Annotated in this window: 12 protein-coding genes and 1 tRNA gene; 3 read left to right on the top strand and 10 right to left on the bottom strand. The window is 62.8% G+C overall.

Annotation, left to right across the window (positions count from 1 at the left end; translation table 11 throughout):
- Positions 1 to 44 precede the first annotated feature (44 nt).
- The 5 genes from AAGW05_RS08350 to AAGW05_RS08330 form a co-directional block, all read right to left on the bottom strand.
- Entirely contained in the window at positions 45 to 1,094 is a 1,050-nt protein-coding gene (locus tag AAGW05_RS08350) for a hypothetical protein (RefSeq protein WP_411804045.1), read from the bottom strand.
- Between the two features lie 61 nt (positions 1,095 to 1,155).
- The gene (locus AAGW05_RS08345; protein WP_411804044.1) at positions 1,156 to 2,739 is read right to left on the bottom strand and encodes a helicase HerA-like domain-containing protein; all 1,584 of its coding nucleotides are present in this window, start codon (positions 2,737 to 2,739) and stop codon (positions 1,156 to 1,158) included.
- A gap of 68 nt (positions 2,740 to 2,807) precedes the next feature.
- The gene (locus AAGW05_RS08340) at positions 2,808 to 3,734 is read right to left on the bottom strand and encodes an AEC family transporter (RefSeq protein WP_411804043.1); all 927 of its coding nucleotides are present in this window, start codon (positions 3,732 to 3,734) and stop codon (positions 2,808 to 2,810) included.
- A 21-nt stretch (positions 3,735 to 3,755) separates the two neighbouring features.
- Positions 3,756 to 4,172, bottom strand: coding sequence for an aspartate 1-decarboxylase (gene panD / locus AAGW05_RS08335; protein ID WP_411804042.1), 417 nt, complete (start codon positions 4,170 to 4,172; stop codon positions 3,756 to 3,758).
- Between the two features lie 48 nt (positions 4,173 to 4,220).
- Positions 4,221 to 5,081 (bottom strand): LysR substrate-binding domain-containing protein, encoded by an 861-nt coding sequence (locus AAGW05_RS08330; RefSeq protein ID WP_411804127.1) that lies wholly within the window; start codon positions 5,079 to 5,081, stop codon positions 4,221 to 4,223.
- A 148-nt stretch (positions 5,082 to 5,229) separates the two neighbouring features.
- Here AAGW05_RS08330 and AAGW05_RS08325 point away from each other — a divergent pair, with 148 nt between their 5' ends.
- Both AAGW05_RS08325 and AAGW05_RS08320 read left to right on the top strand, forming a co-directional pair.
- Positions 5,230 to 6,561, top strand: a complete 1,332-nt coding sequence (locus AAGW05_RS08325) for an MFS transporter (protein WP_411804041.1) — start codon at positions 5,230 to 5,232, stop codon at positions 6,559 to 6,561.
- A 246-nt stretch (positions 6,562 to 6,807) separates the two neighbouring features.
- Complete coding sequence (locus AAGW05_RS08320; protein ID WP_411804040.1) at positions 6,808 to 7,860, top strand: fatty acid desaturase family protein; 1,053 nt, start codon at positions 6,808 to 6,810, stop codon at positions 7,858 to 7,860.
- A 26-nt stretch (positions 7,861 to 7,886) separates the two neighbouring features.
- On the opposite strand, the gene AAGW05_RS08315 is transcribed toward AAGW05_RS08320, so the two are convergent.
- The 4 genes from AAGW05_RS08315 to AAGW05_RS08300 all read right to left on the bottom strand — a co-directional run bounded on the left by AAGW05_RS08315 (position 7,887) and on the right by AAGW05_RS08300 (position 11,260).
- A complete protein-coding gene (locus AAGW05_RS08315; protein WP_411804039.1) occupies positions 7,887 to 9,065 on the bottom strand; it encodes a N(5)-(carboxyethyl)ornithine synthase in 1,179 nt (392 codons plus the stop codon).
- Between the two features lie 107 nt (positions 9,066 to 9,172).
- Positions 9,173 to 9,243 (bottom strand) — tRNA-Gly (locus tag AAGW05_RS08310).
- Positions 9,244 to 9,576: 333 nt separating this feature from the next.
- Positions 9,577 to 10,767: a cation:proton antiporter gene (locus AAGW05_RS08305; RefSeq protein WP_411804038.1), complete on the bottom strand. Its 1,191-nt coding sequence runs from the start codon at positions 10,765 to 10,767 to the stop codon at positions 9,577 to 9,579.
- Between the two features lie 7 nt (positions 10,768 to 10,774).
- Complete coding sequence (locus AAGW05_RS08300) at positions 10,775 to 11,260, bottom strand: cation:proton antiporter regulatory subunit (RefSeq protein ID WP_411804037.1); 486 nt, start codon at positions 11,258 to 11,260, stop codon at positions 10,775 to 10,777.
- A 145-nt stretch (positions 11,261 to 11,405) separates the two neighbouring features.
- Between AAGW05_RS08300 and dcd the strand changes: the two genes are divergently transcribed.
- Positions 11,406 to 11,981, top strand: coding sequence for a dCTP deaminase (gene dcd, locus AAGW05_RS08295; RefSeq protein WP_411804036.1), 576 nt, complete (start codon positions 11,406 to 11,408; stop codon positions 11,979 to 11,981).
- A gap of 76 nt (positions 11,982 to 12,057) precedes the next feature.
- Here the strand turns inward: dcd and AAGW05_RS08290 are convergent, their stop codons facing one another.
- Positions 12,058 to 13,377 (bottom strand): MFS transporter, encoded by a 1,320-nt coding sequence (locus AAGW05_RS08290; protein WP_411804035.1) that lies wholly within the window; start codon positions 13,375 to 13,377, stop codon positions 12,058 to 12,060.
- Positions 13,378 to 13,568: the final 191 nt, after the last annotated feature.

Genomic DNA, 13,568 nt, shown 5'->3' with positions numbered 1-13,568 from the left:
AAAACATTGCCACCTACTGTACGTTCAGGCGCGGAGGGGTTCGCTCAGTAGCTGAGCACCGGGGTCACCGAAACAGTGTTTCCCGTGATGGACAGCTTGGCCGAGAAGCCGAATTCCGCAACGTTCTTGACCTCGGACTCGAGCCCCGTGAAAAGGTCCTGTTCCTGATATTGGACCTGGGTCTTCACGCTGAGCGGGGCAAGGATCCACTGGCCGCCGAAGGGTGAAATGGTGATGGCCGGGTACTCCAGGACTTTCCAGGCCACCGCTGACGTCACACGGTTGTCGGTGACATTGCTCATGGGGCAGCCGGTGGGCATCAGCACCGCCTGCTTGGCGCACGCGTCAAGGTACTTGCGGATGGTGCCGTCAACCTGCGCCAGGAGGTCGCTGGTGGGTCCGGTTGCAAGTCCGACGGCGGGAACCGGCATGTCCGGGCCAGTCACAGTGCGCGTCACCGGGGGAGCGGCGAAGAGCGGGGAACGGTATTCAAGTTCGTAGCTGCCCGGGTAAAACACGACAAAGGAGTTTCTGCTGTTGGGCATGTTGGCGTCGGCGCCGTTGATCCTTGCGGTGTTCGCGTTGACCACCGATGCGTTGATGGTTGGCAACGTGGTGGGAGTCATTTCCCAGCTGTCAAAGAACAGCCACTGCCTGGGGCCGCGGGTGAGCAGGAAATCAGTGCTCAGCGGCGCATCGGCGACCGTGTAACTGACTGTGACAAGTTTCTTGTTGCCGGGCGCGGCGACTGCCTCGGCGATGGTCACGTTTTTAAGTGGTTTCTGAGACAACGCCAGGGCCGCCCCGTTAAGGGCTGCGGCGTTGCCGCCTGGCACCTTGGCCCGCAGCAGGCCCAGAGCCTTGGCTCCGTTGCCTTCCTTCAAGGCGCCCAAGTAATTGGCAACTGTGCTTTCCGGGCCAAAATCCTTGCTGTTGACCATGCTGATGGTGACAATTGAGGCGGCCACGGCCAGCATGAAGATGAGCAGCCACGCGGCGGCAATCTTGATGAGCTGGGTCCCGTTCTTCACGCCGTCAACAATACCGGCATTGGGCCGCCCGCCCTGAATCGGGGCTTCTTTGACAGTACTCACCCGGCCGTCCCCGCCGTGTCATTCGTCACGGCTGTTCCCGCGCGGTTACCGCGCGCCCGGGTCAGCGCTTGCGCTTTCGCGGTGCCGTGCCAAACATGTCACGCATCAAGTTCCGGCCCAGGGAGCTGCCCATGGAACGGATCATGCTCTTGACGCCTCCACCCAGCGCCCCGCCCAAGGCGCCGATGACCTCCGAGGCCATGCCGCCGCCGTCGTTCGCGGGAACCGGAAGCGCAACCGGAGGCGGCGGGGGAAGCGGCGTGCCCACGGCCGGTCCCGTGCTGGGAACTGTGGCTGGCGCCTGCAGCTTTTCGTAGGCTGAGACGGGGTCGACGGCGGTACCGTACGTTGGCAGCAGGGCCGAACCGGCGATCACTGCCTTGATTGCGTCCTCCGTACTGGGTCCCATGAGCGAACCGGGGGCGCGCATGCGGGTGAGCGCAACGGGCGTCGGGGCGCCATTTTCATTCATGACTGTGACAACTGCCTCACCGATGCCCAGGGAGGTGAGGACCTCTTCGAGGTCGTAGTCGCTGGTGGGGAACGTTGACACCGTGGCCTTGAGTGCCTTGGCGTCATCCGGTGTGAAGGCGCGCAGGGCGTGTTGGACGCGGTTGGCCAGCTGGGCCAGGACGTCGCCGGGGACGTCCTTGGGGGTCTGAGTGACAAAGAAGATGCCAACACCCTTGGACCTGATCAACCTGACAGTTTGGGTGATGGCGTTCAAGAATGCCTTGCTGGCGCCTGTGAATAGCAGGTGGGCCTCGTCGAAGAAGAATACCAGCTTGGGTTTGTCGGCGTCGCCCACCTCGGGGAGGTCGCGGAAGAGGTCGGCCAGCAGCCACATGAGGAACGTGGAAAACAGCAGGGGCTTGTCCTGGATGCTGGGCAGTTCCAGGCACGTGATGACGCCGCGGCCGTCGGGAGCTGTGCGCAGTAGCTCGGCGGTGTCGAATTCGGGCATGCCAAAGAACTCACCCATGCCCTGCGCGTCGAGGGTGATCAGGTTGCGCAGGATGACGCCGGCTGTGGCCTTTGAGAGTCCGCCAAGTTCGGTCAGATCCGCCTTGCCTGGCTCGGAGGTCAGGAACTGGATGACGGCGCGCAGGTCTTTGAGGTCATACAGCTCAAGGCCTTTGGTGTCCGCGTAGTGGAACACCAGCTGCAGGCTCGATTCCTGTGTTTCGTTCAGGCCCAGCACGCGGGCCAGCAGGATGGGGCCAAACGATGTGATGGTTGCACGCACGGGTACGCCGTTGCCATTGCCGCCCAGGGCAAGAAACTCCACGGGGAACGCCTTGGATTCCCAGTGCTGGCCCAGCGCCTGCGTGCGTGCCGTGAGTTTTTCGCTGCCCTCCGCCGCAGTGGCCAGGCCCGTGAGGTCACCCTTGATGTCGGCCATGAAGACGGGCACGCCTGCCGTTGAGAGCTGTTCGGCCATCATGTGCAAGGTGACTGTCTTGCCGGTTCCCGTTGCGCCTGCCACGAGGCCGTGCCGGTTCATCATGGCAAGCGGCAGGGAAACCTGCGCCTCGGGTCGGGCCTGACCGTCCACGATGGCCGCGCCGAGGGCGATGGAGGAGCCGGTGAATGTGTAGCCGGCCGTAAGCGCCGCGATCAACTCTGCTGGGGTCTTGGTAGCCATGAGGAAATAGTACCGTGCATCACATTCGGTTGCCGGGAACGGCTCGGGCTGGCGGGTATTGTGGCGTGTCAGCCCAGCAGGAACGCCACGGCAAACATGGCGGGAATGGCCAGAACGGTGGTTGCGAGCACTGTGTCCTTGGCGACGGTGACACCCACCTGGTAGCGCTGAGCCGTGACGTAGATGTTCTGAGCCGTGGGCAGTGCCGCGGCAACCACGACGGCGAACAGCACGGCCCCGTCCATGCCGAGGAGAAAGTGCCCCAAAAGGTAGGCGAGGAGTGGGTGCACGACAAGCTTGAACGAAGTGGCGAGCAGGATGTCGCTCCGCCGTCCGTCGGCTGCCGACAAGGGCTTTCCGGTGCCCAGGGACATGCCGAAGGCGATCAGGATGGCGGGAATGGCGGCGCCCGCGATGAGGTGGAGCGGCTCGGCGACGAGGGTCGGCAGCTTCCATTGTGTGGCGGCAAGGATGAGGCCGGCAATGGTTGCCAGGATCATGGGGTTGCGGATGATCTGCACCAGCACCCGCCCCGGGGTGGCGCGGCGGCCGCTGGTGAGGCTGTCAAGGAGCATCAGGTAGCACGGGGTGTAAATGGCCAGCTGAAAAACCAGGACGGGCGCAATCAGCGCTGCGTCGCCCAAAACGTAGGCGGCGATGGGTATGCCGAGGTTTGCTGCGTTGGCCGTTGACGAGGACATGGCAGAAAGCAAGGATTCGGCCAGGGGGCGTTTGAGCCAGAATCTGATGATCAAAAGGAACACGCCGCCGGTGAGGAAGGCGCTGACGGCCGCGACAAGCAGGGGTTCGGCGAAAACCGTCCTCAGTTCGGCGCGGGACAGGGTTTCCACCAGGAGCGCGGGGCTGGCAACGAAGAACGACAGGCGGCTCAGGACCACTTGCGCATTCTCGCCCAGCACCTTTTGCCGGCCGACGAACAGGCCCACAAGGATGACGAGCCAGACGACGGAGAACCCCTCGATGACTGCCAGCACTGGGGTCCTTGTACCTGGGGGCTAGCGGCTTTGGGCCAGGGCCGGGCGCAACAGGCCCTCGGTGATCGCTTCCGCCGGATCGGTGCCAAGATGCACGATCCTGTTGTCCGCGTCGACGTGGACCACTGAAGGTACAAAGTCGAGGGCTTCGGCCGTTGTCATCTGGGCGTACGTCATCAAGATGACGAGGTCGCCAACACCGACAAGGTGGGCGGCCGCGCCGTTGATGCCGATGACGCCCGAGCCGCGCTCGCCGGCGATCGTGTAGGTCTCCAGGCGGGCGCCGTTGGTGATGTCCACGATGGCGACAAGTTCGCCCGGCAGGATATCGGCGGCGTCTAGCAGGTCCGCGTCCACTGTCACCGAGCCGACGTAGTGCAGGTCGGCATGGGTGACTGTTGCGCGGTGGATTTTTGATTTAAACATTGTTCGGATCATAACGGCACCAGTCTACCGCGCAAGGGGAAGAGGTTGCTGTGAGTGGGGTCACCGCCCGCCGACAGGGGTGAGTTTGCGGCCCATGATGGCCCGGGTCAGGGCGTCAACGACCTCGGTGTTGGCCAGCGGGTTGCGAATCAGCGTGAAGTCCACATCGCCCACCGGCGGCAGGTCAAAGCGTTCGGTGATGACCGTCAGGTCCGCCGGAACCAACGACGCCGGCATGACGGCAATGCCGATGCCGGCCCGCAGGGCTGCGAGGACTCCGCTGATTTGTTTCGTGGTGCATGTGACGCGCCAGGTCCGGCCGGCGTCCTCGAGTGCATTCAGGGCGAGTTTGCGGCTCAGGCTCGGCGCCGGGTAGGCAATGACTGGAACGGGTGCGCCCGGCTCGAGGACTGTTTGTTCCAGCCCCACCCAGGTGAAGGTGTCGCGCTTGACCACCTCGCCTTCCTGCGCGCCCGACACCCACTTCACAAACACCAGGTCAAGGGCGCCAGCCTTCAGGCGGCGGTGCAGCTGGTCGCTCTGGCCAACGGTGAGCTCGAGGTTGATCTGTGGATACAGTTGGCGGAATTCACGCAGGATCCGGGGCAGGCCCGTGATCGCGAGGTCGTCCGCCGTGCCGAAACGCAGCCGCCCGCGCATGGCGGCGCCGGAAAAGTACCGTGTTGCCACATCGTTGGCGGCAAGGATGGTGCGGGCGAAACCTGCCATGGCATCGCCGTTGTCCGTAAGCCGCACCTCACGGGTGTCCCGCGAGACGAGCATGCGCCCGGCCGCGTGTTCCAGCTTGCGCACGTGCTGGCTGACAGTGGGCTGGCTGATGCCGAGGCGTTCGGCTGCCCGGGTGAAATTGTGTGTTTCGGCCACGGCCAGGAAGCTCTTGAGCTGGATGGGATCGAAAATGGGGGCGTCTGTCACGGCGGAGTTCCTTGCAACTATTACGTATCTCAATAGTATTTATAGGCATCATACTCTTTCGACATAAATCGTCGCCGCCTAGGGTTGCAAGGGTAAGGCTCCATCCATCCCCCCGAATCTCAGGACCAACGCATTGAAGCCCGCACCAGCCCCGTCGAATGCCGCCCTGACAGCACCCATCAACCTAGTGACGACGCGCCCGCCGTGGAGTCAAACCTTCTCCTCGCTGAAAATCCGCAACTACCGCATCTTTGCCTCGGCGAACATTCTTGCCGTCATTGCCCTGTGGATGCAGCGGGTTGCACAGGACTGGATGGTGCTTGAACTCTCAGGCTCAGTCACCGCCGTCGGAATCACAGTCTTCATGCAATTCCTTCCCTCGCTGGTCCTGATGCCGCTGGGCGGAATATTGGCCGACAGGTACTCCAAGCGCCTGATCCTGATGCTCAGCCAGGGTGCCGCCGGTGTGCTTGCCGCCATCATGGCAGTCCTGGCGCTGACGGGGCATCTTCAGGTGTGGCACATCTATGTCATCGCCTTCGTCCTGGGACTAGTTGTGGTGGCTGACCAGCCCGCGCGGCAGGTATTCGTCAACGAGCTGGTAGGCCCGCGCCAGCTGCGCAACGCAATCAGCCTGAACTCCTCCATCTTCCAAATGGGCGGCATGATCGGCCCCGCCGTCAGCGGGGTGCTGATCATGGCCGTTGGCGGCGGCTGGGCTTTTGCCGCCAACGCGCTCGCCTGCACCATCACGGTGATGTCTTTGATGTTGATCCGCCCCGCTGAGCTGGTCAAGATGCCGCCGGTGAAGCGTGGCAAGGGACAGCTGATGGAAGGCATCCATTACGCACTGGGCAAACCGACCATTTTGTGGCCGGCAGTCATGGCAGCCGTCTTCGCCGTATTTGGCCTAAGCCTTGCGGTACTGATGGCCGCTTACGCCAACAACGTGTTCGACGCCGGTGCCGGAGGCTACGGCCTGCTGAACACTCTCGTTGCGCTCGGCGCCTTGGGCGGGGCGCTGGCCTCCACCCGCATTGCCACCTTGCGGTTGCGCGGGGTCATGGCGGCTGCAGGTTCCTATGGTGCGCTGCTGCTCATTGCCGCATGGGCCCCCACCATGGTCACCTTTGGTGTGGTCATGGTGGTGGCAGGATTCGCGTCGATGCTGTTCCTCACCAGCGCCAACCAGCTGGTGCAAATGTCCACCAACGTTGCCATTCGCGGACGTGTCATGAGCCTGTACATCATGGTGCTCATGGGTGGACAGGCGCTGGGGGGCCCGCTCATGGGCTGGCTGGCCGAACACGCCGGTGTGCAGTGGGCCATGGTGGTTGCCGGGACCATGCCGCTGCTGGCGGCATTGGTGATTGGCCTTGTCCTGGCCCGGCGCGGACAGCTGAAACTGCAACTGAATCTTCGCAACGTTCGGCAACCGCTGTTTATTGTGCCGAAGGCTGGTTGAGCCGCCCCTTCTCGCATCGCTTCCGTGAAGCCGGGTCCGGGGTTAACGAGGGGCCCGGATTCATTGTCGTGCCGCAGCCTCTGGGCGCATAATGAGACGGTATGGGCACGCCCTGACGACCGGACAGAACCACCTTGTGTGTCCGCCCCCGCGCATCGCCCAGAAGGCGCATGTCATGGATAATTTCCCCTCCGTTTCACTCGGCCAAGCGGGTGTGGTCAAGGTGGCGGCGTTCTGCGGTGCAGCATGAACGCGCACAAGCTGCCCAATCCCGTCATTGAGTCATATTCCGTGCTGCTGAAAAGTGTGCGTGCGCAGGGGCTGATGCGCCGTCGTCGAACATTCTATGCAGTGGTATTTTCGGTGTTGTTGCTGATCCTGGGGGCATCCGGTGCCGGCTTCGTGTTGTTGGGCCGGAGCTGGTTCCAGCTGGTGATTGCCGCCGTGCTGGGCGTGCTGTTCACCCAGTTCGCATTTCTGGCGCATGAGGCAGCCCACCACCAGGTGTTTGCCTCGGGCGCGGCCAACGACTGGACGGCAAGGATACTGGGGCCGCTGCTGGTGGGCATGAGCTATGCCATGTGGGTGCAAAAGCACACGGCGCACCACCAAAATCCCAACGTCAAGGGCAAGGACCCCGACATTAACACAGGCGTGGTGGCGTTCCACGAGGAAGGTGCGGCGACAAAGCGCGGACTTGCCGCCGTCGTGACCCGCCACCAGGGCACGTTGCTGTTCCCGCTGATCCTGTTCCTTGGCTTCAGCCTTGTCTTCGCCTCGGCCAAGACCTTGTTTGGCCAGAGGGGAGTTCGGTACAGGTACGTGGAGATCGGGCTGCTTGTCCTGCGGTTTGGCAGCTACCTGACGCTGTTGTTCCTGCTGCTGCCGTGGGGCATGGCAGTGGCCTTTGTCGGCGTGCAAATGGGTGTGTTTGGGTTCTACATGGGTGCCGCATTTGCGCCGAACCACAAGGGCATGCCCATTCTGGAAGCCGGCAGCCGGGTGGATTTTTTGACCCGCCAGGTGGTGACAAGCCGCAATATTCGTGGCGGATTCTTCATGGACACCCTCATGGGCGGGCTGAACCACCAGGTGGAACACCACCTGTTCCCGGACATGGCCCGGCCCGAACTGCGCCGTGCCAACGGCCTTGTCCGCCGGTGCTGTGAACGCAACGGCATCGAGTTCACCGAGACGTCACTGCTCGAGTCCTACGCCATTGTGGTTGCCTACCTGAACAGAGTTGGGTTGTCGGCCGCTGACCCGTTTGACTGTCCGCTGGTGCGCCAATACCGCTAAAAAGCCGGGGCGCGCCAGCCTTCCGATCAGTCAGCCAGGGGCAGGTGCGGGTAGTCTTCCTGCCGATGCTGGAACGTGAGGATGGCAGGGTTCTGGATGACGCCGTCGTGAATTTCAATGGCGCGGGAAATGGTGTCGCTGCCTGTCCAGGCCTGCGGGCCGCCCAGCACAGTTTCAATGAACGGCAGCAGGGCCTCGCTGATCTCCCACGTGGCCGAATTCCACAGGTACGACGGCGTGTGGTCCACGGCGTAGTAGTTGACGTTCTCGCCCACAGTGAAGATCGGGTCGGCAAAGGTGGTGTTGCGCGCCCAGCTAAAGCCCATGCCCTCATCGCAGGAGACGTCCACAATCAGGCTGCCGGGCCGGAACGCGTCAAGGTCCGCCTCCGTCAGATACGTCATTGGCGCGTTGGGGTCCTGCAGGGTGCAGTTGACCACGATGTCCGCCTCGGCTAGGAACCAGCCCAGGGGCGCCTCGCCGTCGTCGAGCATGACGAAACCGGCGTTGGGAGGCTCGGGCGCGAAATCGAACTGCACCATCTCGGCCGAGTGGATCGGCGAGGCGACGGCGGCCACGTTGCGGCTCGTCAGCACCGCCACGTCATGGACGCCCAGGGCGCTCAGGGCCGTCACCGCGCCGCGTGCCGTGGCGCCAAAACCGATCACCGCAGCCTTGAGCCTGCGTCCGTAATCCCCGGTGGATCCGATCAGCGACAGCGCATGCATGACGGAGGAGTAGCCGGCCAATTCGTTGTTCTTGTGGAAGACATGCAGGCCAAAACCGCCGTCGGACGCCCAATGGTTCATCGCCTCAAAGGCGATCAGGGTCAGCTTCTTATCAATGGCCAGCTGTGTAATGGCGCGATCCTGGACACAGTGCGGCCAGCCCCACAGAATTTGCCCGTCCCGCAACTCGGCCAGGTCGGCGGCCTGCGGTTTTGGCAGCAGCACGACGTCGGCCTGCGCTATGACCTCCGCGCGGGAGGCGACGGTGCCCACGAGGGTGGCCAGGACGTCGTCGGACATGCCAAAACGGAGCCCGTAGCCTTCCTCGACAATCATCTGCGCACGGATTTCCGGCTCAATGCGGACGAAATGATCCGGGTGGATGGGTGCGCGGCGTTCATCCGGCTTGCGCGACTTTGCCAAAACTCCCAGGCGCAACCCGGCTGCTTCGGTATCTTGTGATGCGGTGTTGCCCATGTCAGCTCCCTTAAGATGGGGCCCCAATGCCCCAAGCCTGACAGTACACGCACGCGCCGTTAAACAACTGTTGCCCCTGCATAAATCCAGGGGCAACAGTCACACAGAGCGGGCGACGGGAATCGAACCCGCGTATCGAGCTTGGGAAGCTAGCGCTCTACCATTGAGCTACGCCCGCAGTGAAACGTCGGGAGCCCGCGGGCTCCCTTGTTCCGGTATTGATTCTAGCCCGTGCACACGGGTGGTTTTGACCAGTGACACGCGCGTGTCCGACGGCGGAAAAGCCGGTGGTGCGGCTGCGGGGCTGCGCCTACAGCTTTCAGTTGATGATTGAGGCGTTCACCGCGGCGAATTCGGCGTCGCTGAGGGCGCCGGGCCAGCCTCGGGAACGGGCAGCAGTGCCCAAAAGGCAGGGGCGGTTTCACCCAGGGGTGAGTCCACGCAAAAGGGGGGGTGCCGGCACAAGCTATCGTTCCGCCGTCGTGCGGGTCCCAACAGGGAGAGAGGGCCGCTAAAAAACCGGTTCGGGCTCGGGCTCCGGTTTCTTCCCCTGCAAGAGTCGCACGACGGGCTCAACATAACGGGCGGCGATGGGGCCGCTGACAGCCATGATCAGCACGTAGGTCGTGGCCAAGGCTGCGAGCTCATTCGGCACCGCACCTGACGCAACGGCCAGGCCTGCGATGACGATCGAGAATTCACCGCGCGCAATCAGTGCGGCACCTGCGCGGGCGCGGCCGGGCACCGCGATTCCCTGCCGTTGGGCGGCCCACCACCCCGTCGCAATCTTGGTCATGGCCGTGACAACGGCCAGTAGCAGTGCCACACCCAGAACAGGGGGGATGGTGCGCGGGTCGGTGTTGAGTCCGAAAAGCACGAAGAACATCGCGGCAAAAAGATCGCGCAGGGGTTCAAGGACGCGGGTGGCATTCTCGGCCGTGCCGCCGGAAATGGCGATGCCCAGCAGGAACGCACCAACGGCGGCCGAGACCTGCAATGCCGACGCCAAACCGGCCACCAGCAGGGCGGCACCGAGCAGCTTCAGCAGGAACGATTCCCTGTCTGGGCTGTCCAACACGTTCGAGACCATGTGCCCATAGCGCAGGGCGCCGACAAGCACGATGGTGATCACTGCTAGTGAAATTCCGAGGGCTGTAAGCCCGCCCAGGAAGGAAACACCCGCCAAGACGGCCGTCAGGATGGGAAGGTAGGCGGCCATGGCAAGGTCTTCAATGACCAAAATGGCCAAGACGACCGGTGTTTCACGGTTTCCCAGGCGGCCAAGGTCACCGAGGACCTTCGCGATGATGCCGGAGGAGGAGCTGTAGGTGATGCCGGCCATGACCAGTGCACCCACGGGTCCCCAGCCTAGGATCAAGGCAACGGCAACCCCCGGGAGCATGTTCAGCACCAGGTCCACAAGCCCTGCCATCCAGGACTGCCTCAGGCCCGTTACGAGTTCCTTGGCCGTATATTCCAGACCAAGCATAAGCAGGAGCAGGATGACGCCAATTTCGCTGGCAATGTGCGCAAAGCCGTCGATGCCGCCAAGGTTGACCAAGCCGCCTTCACCAAAGGCAAGGCCGCCCAAAAGATACAGAGGGACGGGGGACATGCCAATGCGCCCCGCCAAACGACCCAAGAATCCGAGCCCGAAAAAGACTATTCCGAGCTGAATGAGTGAGAGGGTCGTTGGATTCATGGCTGCCTTACGCCCTGGACTGCAAAATGAGGGCAGCCTCCGCCAGTCCTTCGTCAGTGCCGACAATGACAACCATGTCGCCCACGTGCAGGACCTCATCCGGGCGCGGTGAACCCACCACGTCGCCGTCGCGCAACAACGCCACAATGGAGGCGCCTGTCCGGGTGCGCATCTGGGTTTCGCCCATGGTGCGACCCGCAAACGCAGAGCCCTTGCGGATCATAATCTGGTGCGTGCTGACGCCGGAAACGTTTTCCTGTTCGGCGCTGAGCTGGGCAATGAGCTGGGCCGAACCCAGCAACTGTCCCAGTGCTGCGGCCTCGTCGGCGCCAAGGGGGATGGACTCGGCGCACGCATCGGGGTCGTCCACGCGCGAGAGGATCAGCTCGGTCCGCCCGTCACGGTGCGTCACAACACCCACGCGCCGACCGGTTGCAAGCTTTAGCTCCCTGCGCACGCCAATCCCCGGAAGAGGAGTCTCTTCAATATTCATGCCTATTACCTTAGCCGCGGAATGCATTTGATGCCCCTGTTAGCAACGCTGTCGGAGGCAAAATTAGTCCGGTGCGTAAATTACGGGCCGGGACGGCAAACCCCTTGTCGCGGGGTTCGCCGCATGAATACGCTATTTTTAGAAGGTGCTGATCTCTGACCGCGACATACGTGCCGAAATTGACGCCAAGCGCATTGTCTTGGACCCCTTTGACCCCGCCATGGTGCAACCATCGAGCGTCGACGTGCGCATCGACAGGTTCTTCCGCCTGTTCGACAACCACCGCTACGCCCACATCGACCCTTCCGAGGAGCAGCCCGGGCTGACCCGCATGGTTGAAGTTGCGCCGGATGAGCCCTTCATCCTGCACCCCGGCGAGTTCGTGCTGGCCTCAACCTATGAAACCGTGACGCTTCCTGACAACATTGCCGCACGCCTCGAAGGAAAGTCCTCCCTTGGACGTCTGGGCATCGTGACCCACTCAACAGCAGGCTTTATAGACCCCGGATTCTCCGGCCACATCACCTTGGAACTTTCCAATGTGGCAACCCTGCCCATCAAGTTGTGGCCCGGCATGAAAATTGGCCAGCTGTGCTTCTTCCAGCTGTCCTCCCCGGCCGAGAACCCCTACGGAACCGGACCGTACCTGAACCGCTACCAGAACCAGCGCGGCCCGACGGCGTCCAAGTCCTTCCAGAATTTCCACATCACCAAGATCTAACACGCCGCTTTCGCGAAAATGACACCGCTTGCGGGATTCGACACCGTTCTACCGGTGTCGAATCCCGCAAGCGGTGTCATTTAACGTGGTGCGGGGACTTGACCGGCAGCATCAGCAGCAGGCCCAGCAGCAGGACGGCCAGAATGCCGAGGATGCCCCAACGTTGTGCCCCGAAGATGAGGATGGATAAACCGAAAAGCTGCGGGGCAAGGAAGGACACGGCGCGGCCGGTAGTGGCGTACAGGCCAAAAAGTTCACCCTCCTGGCCTTCGGGCGCTAACCGGCCCATGAAAGTCCGAGCCGAGGACTGCGCCGGGCCTACGAACAGGCACAGGATCAGCCCGAACACCCAGAACGCGTTTTTTCCGTCGAGAAAGAGCAGTGCGGTGCCTGAAACCAGTAGCCCGACCAGGGAGGTCAGGATGACCGCCTTGGGGCCGAATTTGTCATCGAAGAAGCCAGCCGACAAGGCGCCAATCGCCGCCACAACGTTCCCTGCAATGGCGAAGATCAGCACATCGCCGGTCTTGAAGCCAAAGGATCCGACAGCCAGCACCGCGCCGAACGTGAAAATCGCGGCGAGCCCGTCACGGAAGATTGCACTTGAGACAAGGAAATACACGGTGTGGCGCTCGGTGTTCCAGAGCCTGGCAATGGTGTGGAAGAGCTCCCTGTAGGACTGGAAGAATCCCACTTTTGGCATATTCGGATCCGGCTTGGTTTCGGGGATGGCGAGCATCACCGGGATGGAAAAGACCAGGATCCACAGGGCCGAGAACACCGCCACTGCACGGTACGTCATGCCGTCGGCGCTGGTGATGCCAAAGATGCCGACCTCGGGCTTGATCAGGGCGAAATACACGATCAGCAGTGCGACGATTCCGCCGAGGTAACCGGCAGCCCAGCCAAAACCACTGATCCTCCCGATGCTCTTCCGGGTGGAAATCTGCAGCAGCATCGCATTGTAGTTCACGCCTGCGATCTCGAAGAATACATGGCCGGCGGCGATCAGCAGGCAGCCAAATAACAGGAATGACTCATGCGGCTGGACAAAGAAGCAGGCGGCCGTCAGCAGCACCACAATGAGCGTGTTGATGCCCAGCCACAGCTTGCGCCGTCCGCTGTGGTCTGTGCGCTGGCCGGCAACCGGCGCCAGCAGGGCGATGGCCAGCCCGGAGATGGACAGCGCGAAGGCAAGGGTCGCGGTGGCCTCGTCGGCACCGCCAAATGCGTCACCCGTGAGGTACAGGGCCGTGAAGATGAACGTTGTCATGACCGCGTTGAAGGCCGCCCCGCCCCAATCCCACAGCGCCCACGCGGTGATCTGCCACGTGGTCCCGGGCAGTTTGGCGGGGGCGGCGGGCAGGGAGGCCGCAGCGGGAGGGTACTCAGTCATAGGGCACATGCTATCCGGCGCGATAGTCCGAAGCTGTCACGCCGCAGCCGCCACGGCGGATGAACTTTTAGTTGCGGCATGCCTGTTTCGGACTCCAAGAGCGGCATTTCCCCGGGTCGGTATTGGTAGGGTCGAGGGGTCGGGGCCCGACGTTACAGCCCGTGATTCGCTCATTTCCAGCCCGAAACATG

This window comes from Arthrobacter sp. LAPM80 (genome assembly GCF_046736435.1).
GTDB lineage: Bacteria > Actinomycetota > Actinomycetes > Actinomycetales > Micrococcaceae > Specibacter.
This window is presented reverse-complemented; position numbering and strand designations above follow the sequence as displayed.

Excerpts from the sequence above, each read along its gene's own strand:
- AAGW05_RS08345 (WP_411804044.1), bottom strand. The coding sequence starts at position 2,739 with ATGGCTACCAAGACCCCAGCAGAGTTGATCGCGGCGCTTACGGCCGGC.
- panD (WP_411804042.1), bottom strand. The coding sequence starts at position 4,172 with ATGATCCGAACAATGTTTAAATCAAAAATCCACCGCGCAACAGTCACC.
- AAGW05_RS08320 (WP_411804040.1), top strand. The coding sequence starts at position 6,808 with ATGAACGCGCACAAGCTGCCCAATCCCGTCATTGAGTCATATTCCGTG.
- AAGW05_RS08315 (WP_411804039.1), bottom strand. The coding sequence starts at position 9,065 with ATGGGCAACACCGCATCACAAGATACCGAAGCAGCCGGGTTGCGCCTG.
- AAGW05_RS08305 (WP_411804038.1), bottom strand. The coding sequence starts at position 10,767 with ATGAATCCAACGACCCTCTCACTCATTCAGCTCGGAATAGTCTTTTTC.
- AAGW05_RS08300 (WP_411804037.1), bottom strand. The coding sequence starts at position 11,260 with ATGAATATTGAAGAGACTCCTCTTCCGGGGATTGGCGTGCGCAGGGAG.
- AAGW05_RS08290 (WP_411804035.1), bottom strand. The coding sequence starts at position 13,377 with ATGACTGAGTACCCTCCCGCTGCGGCCTCCCTGCCCGCCGCCCCCGCC.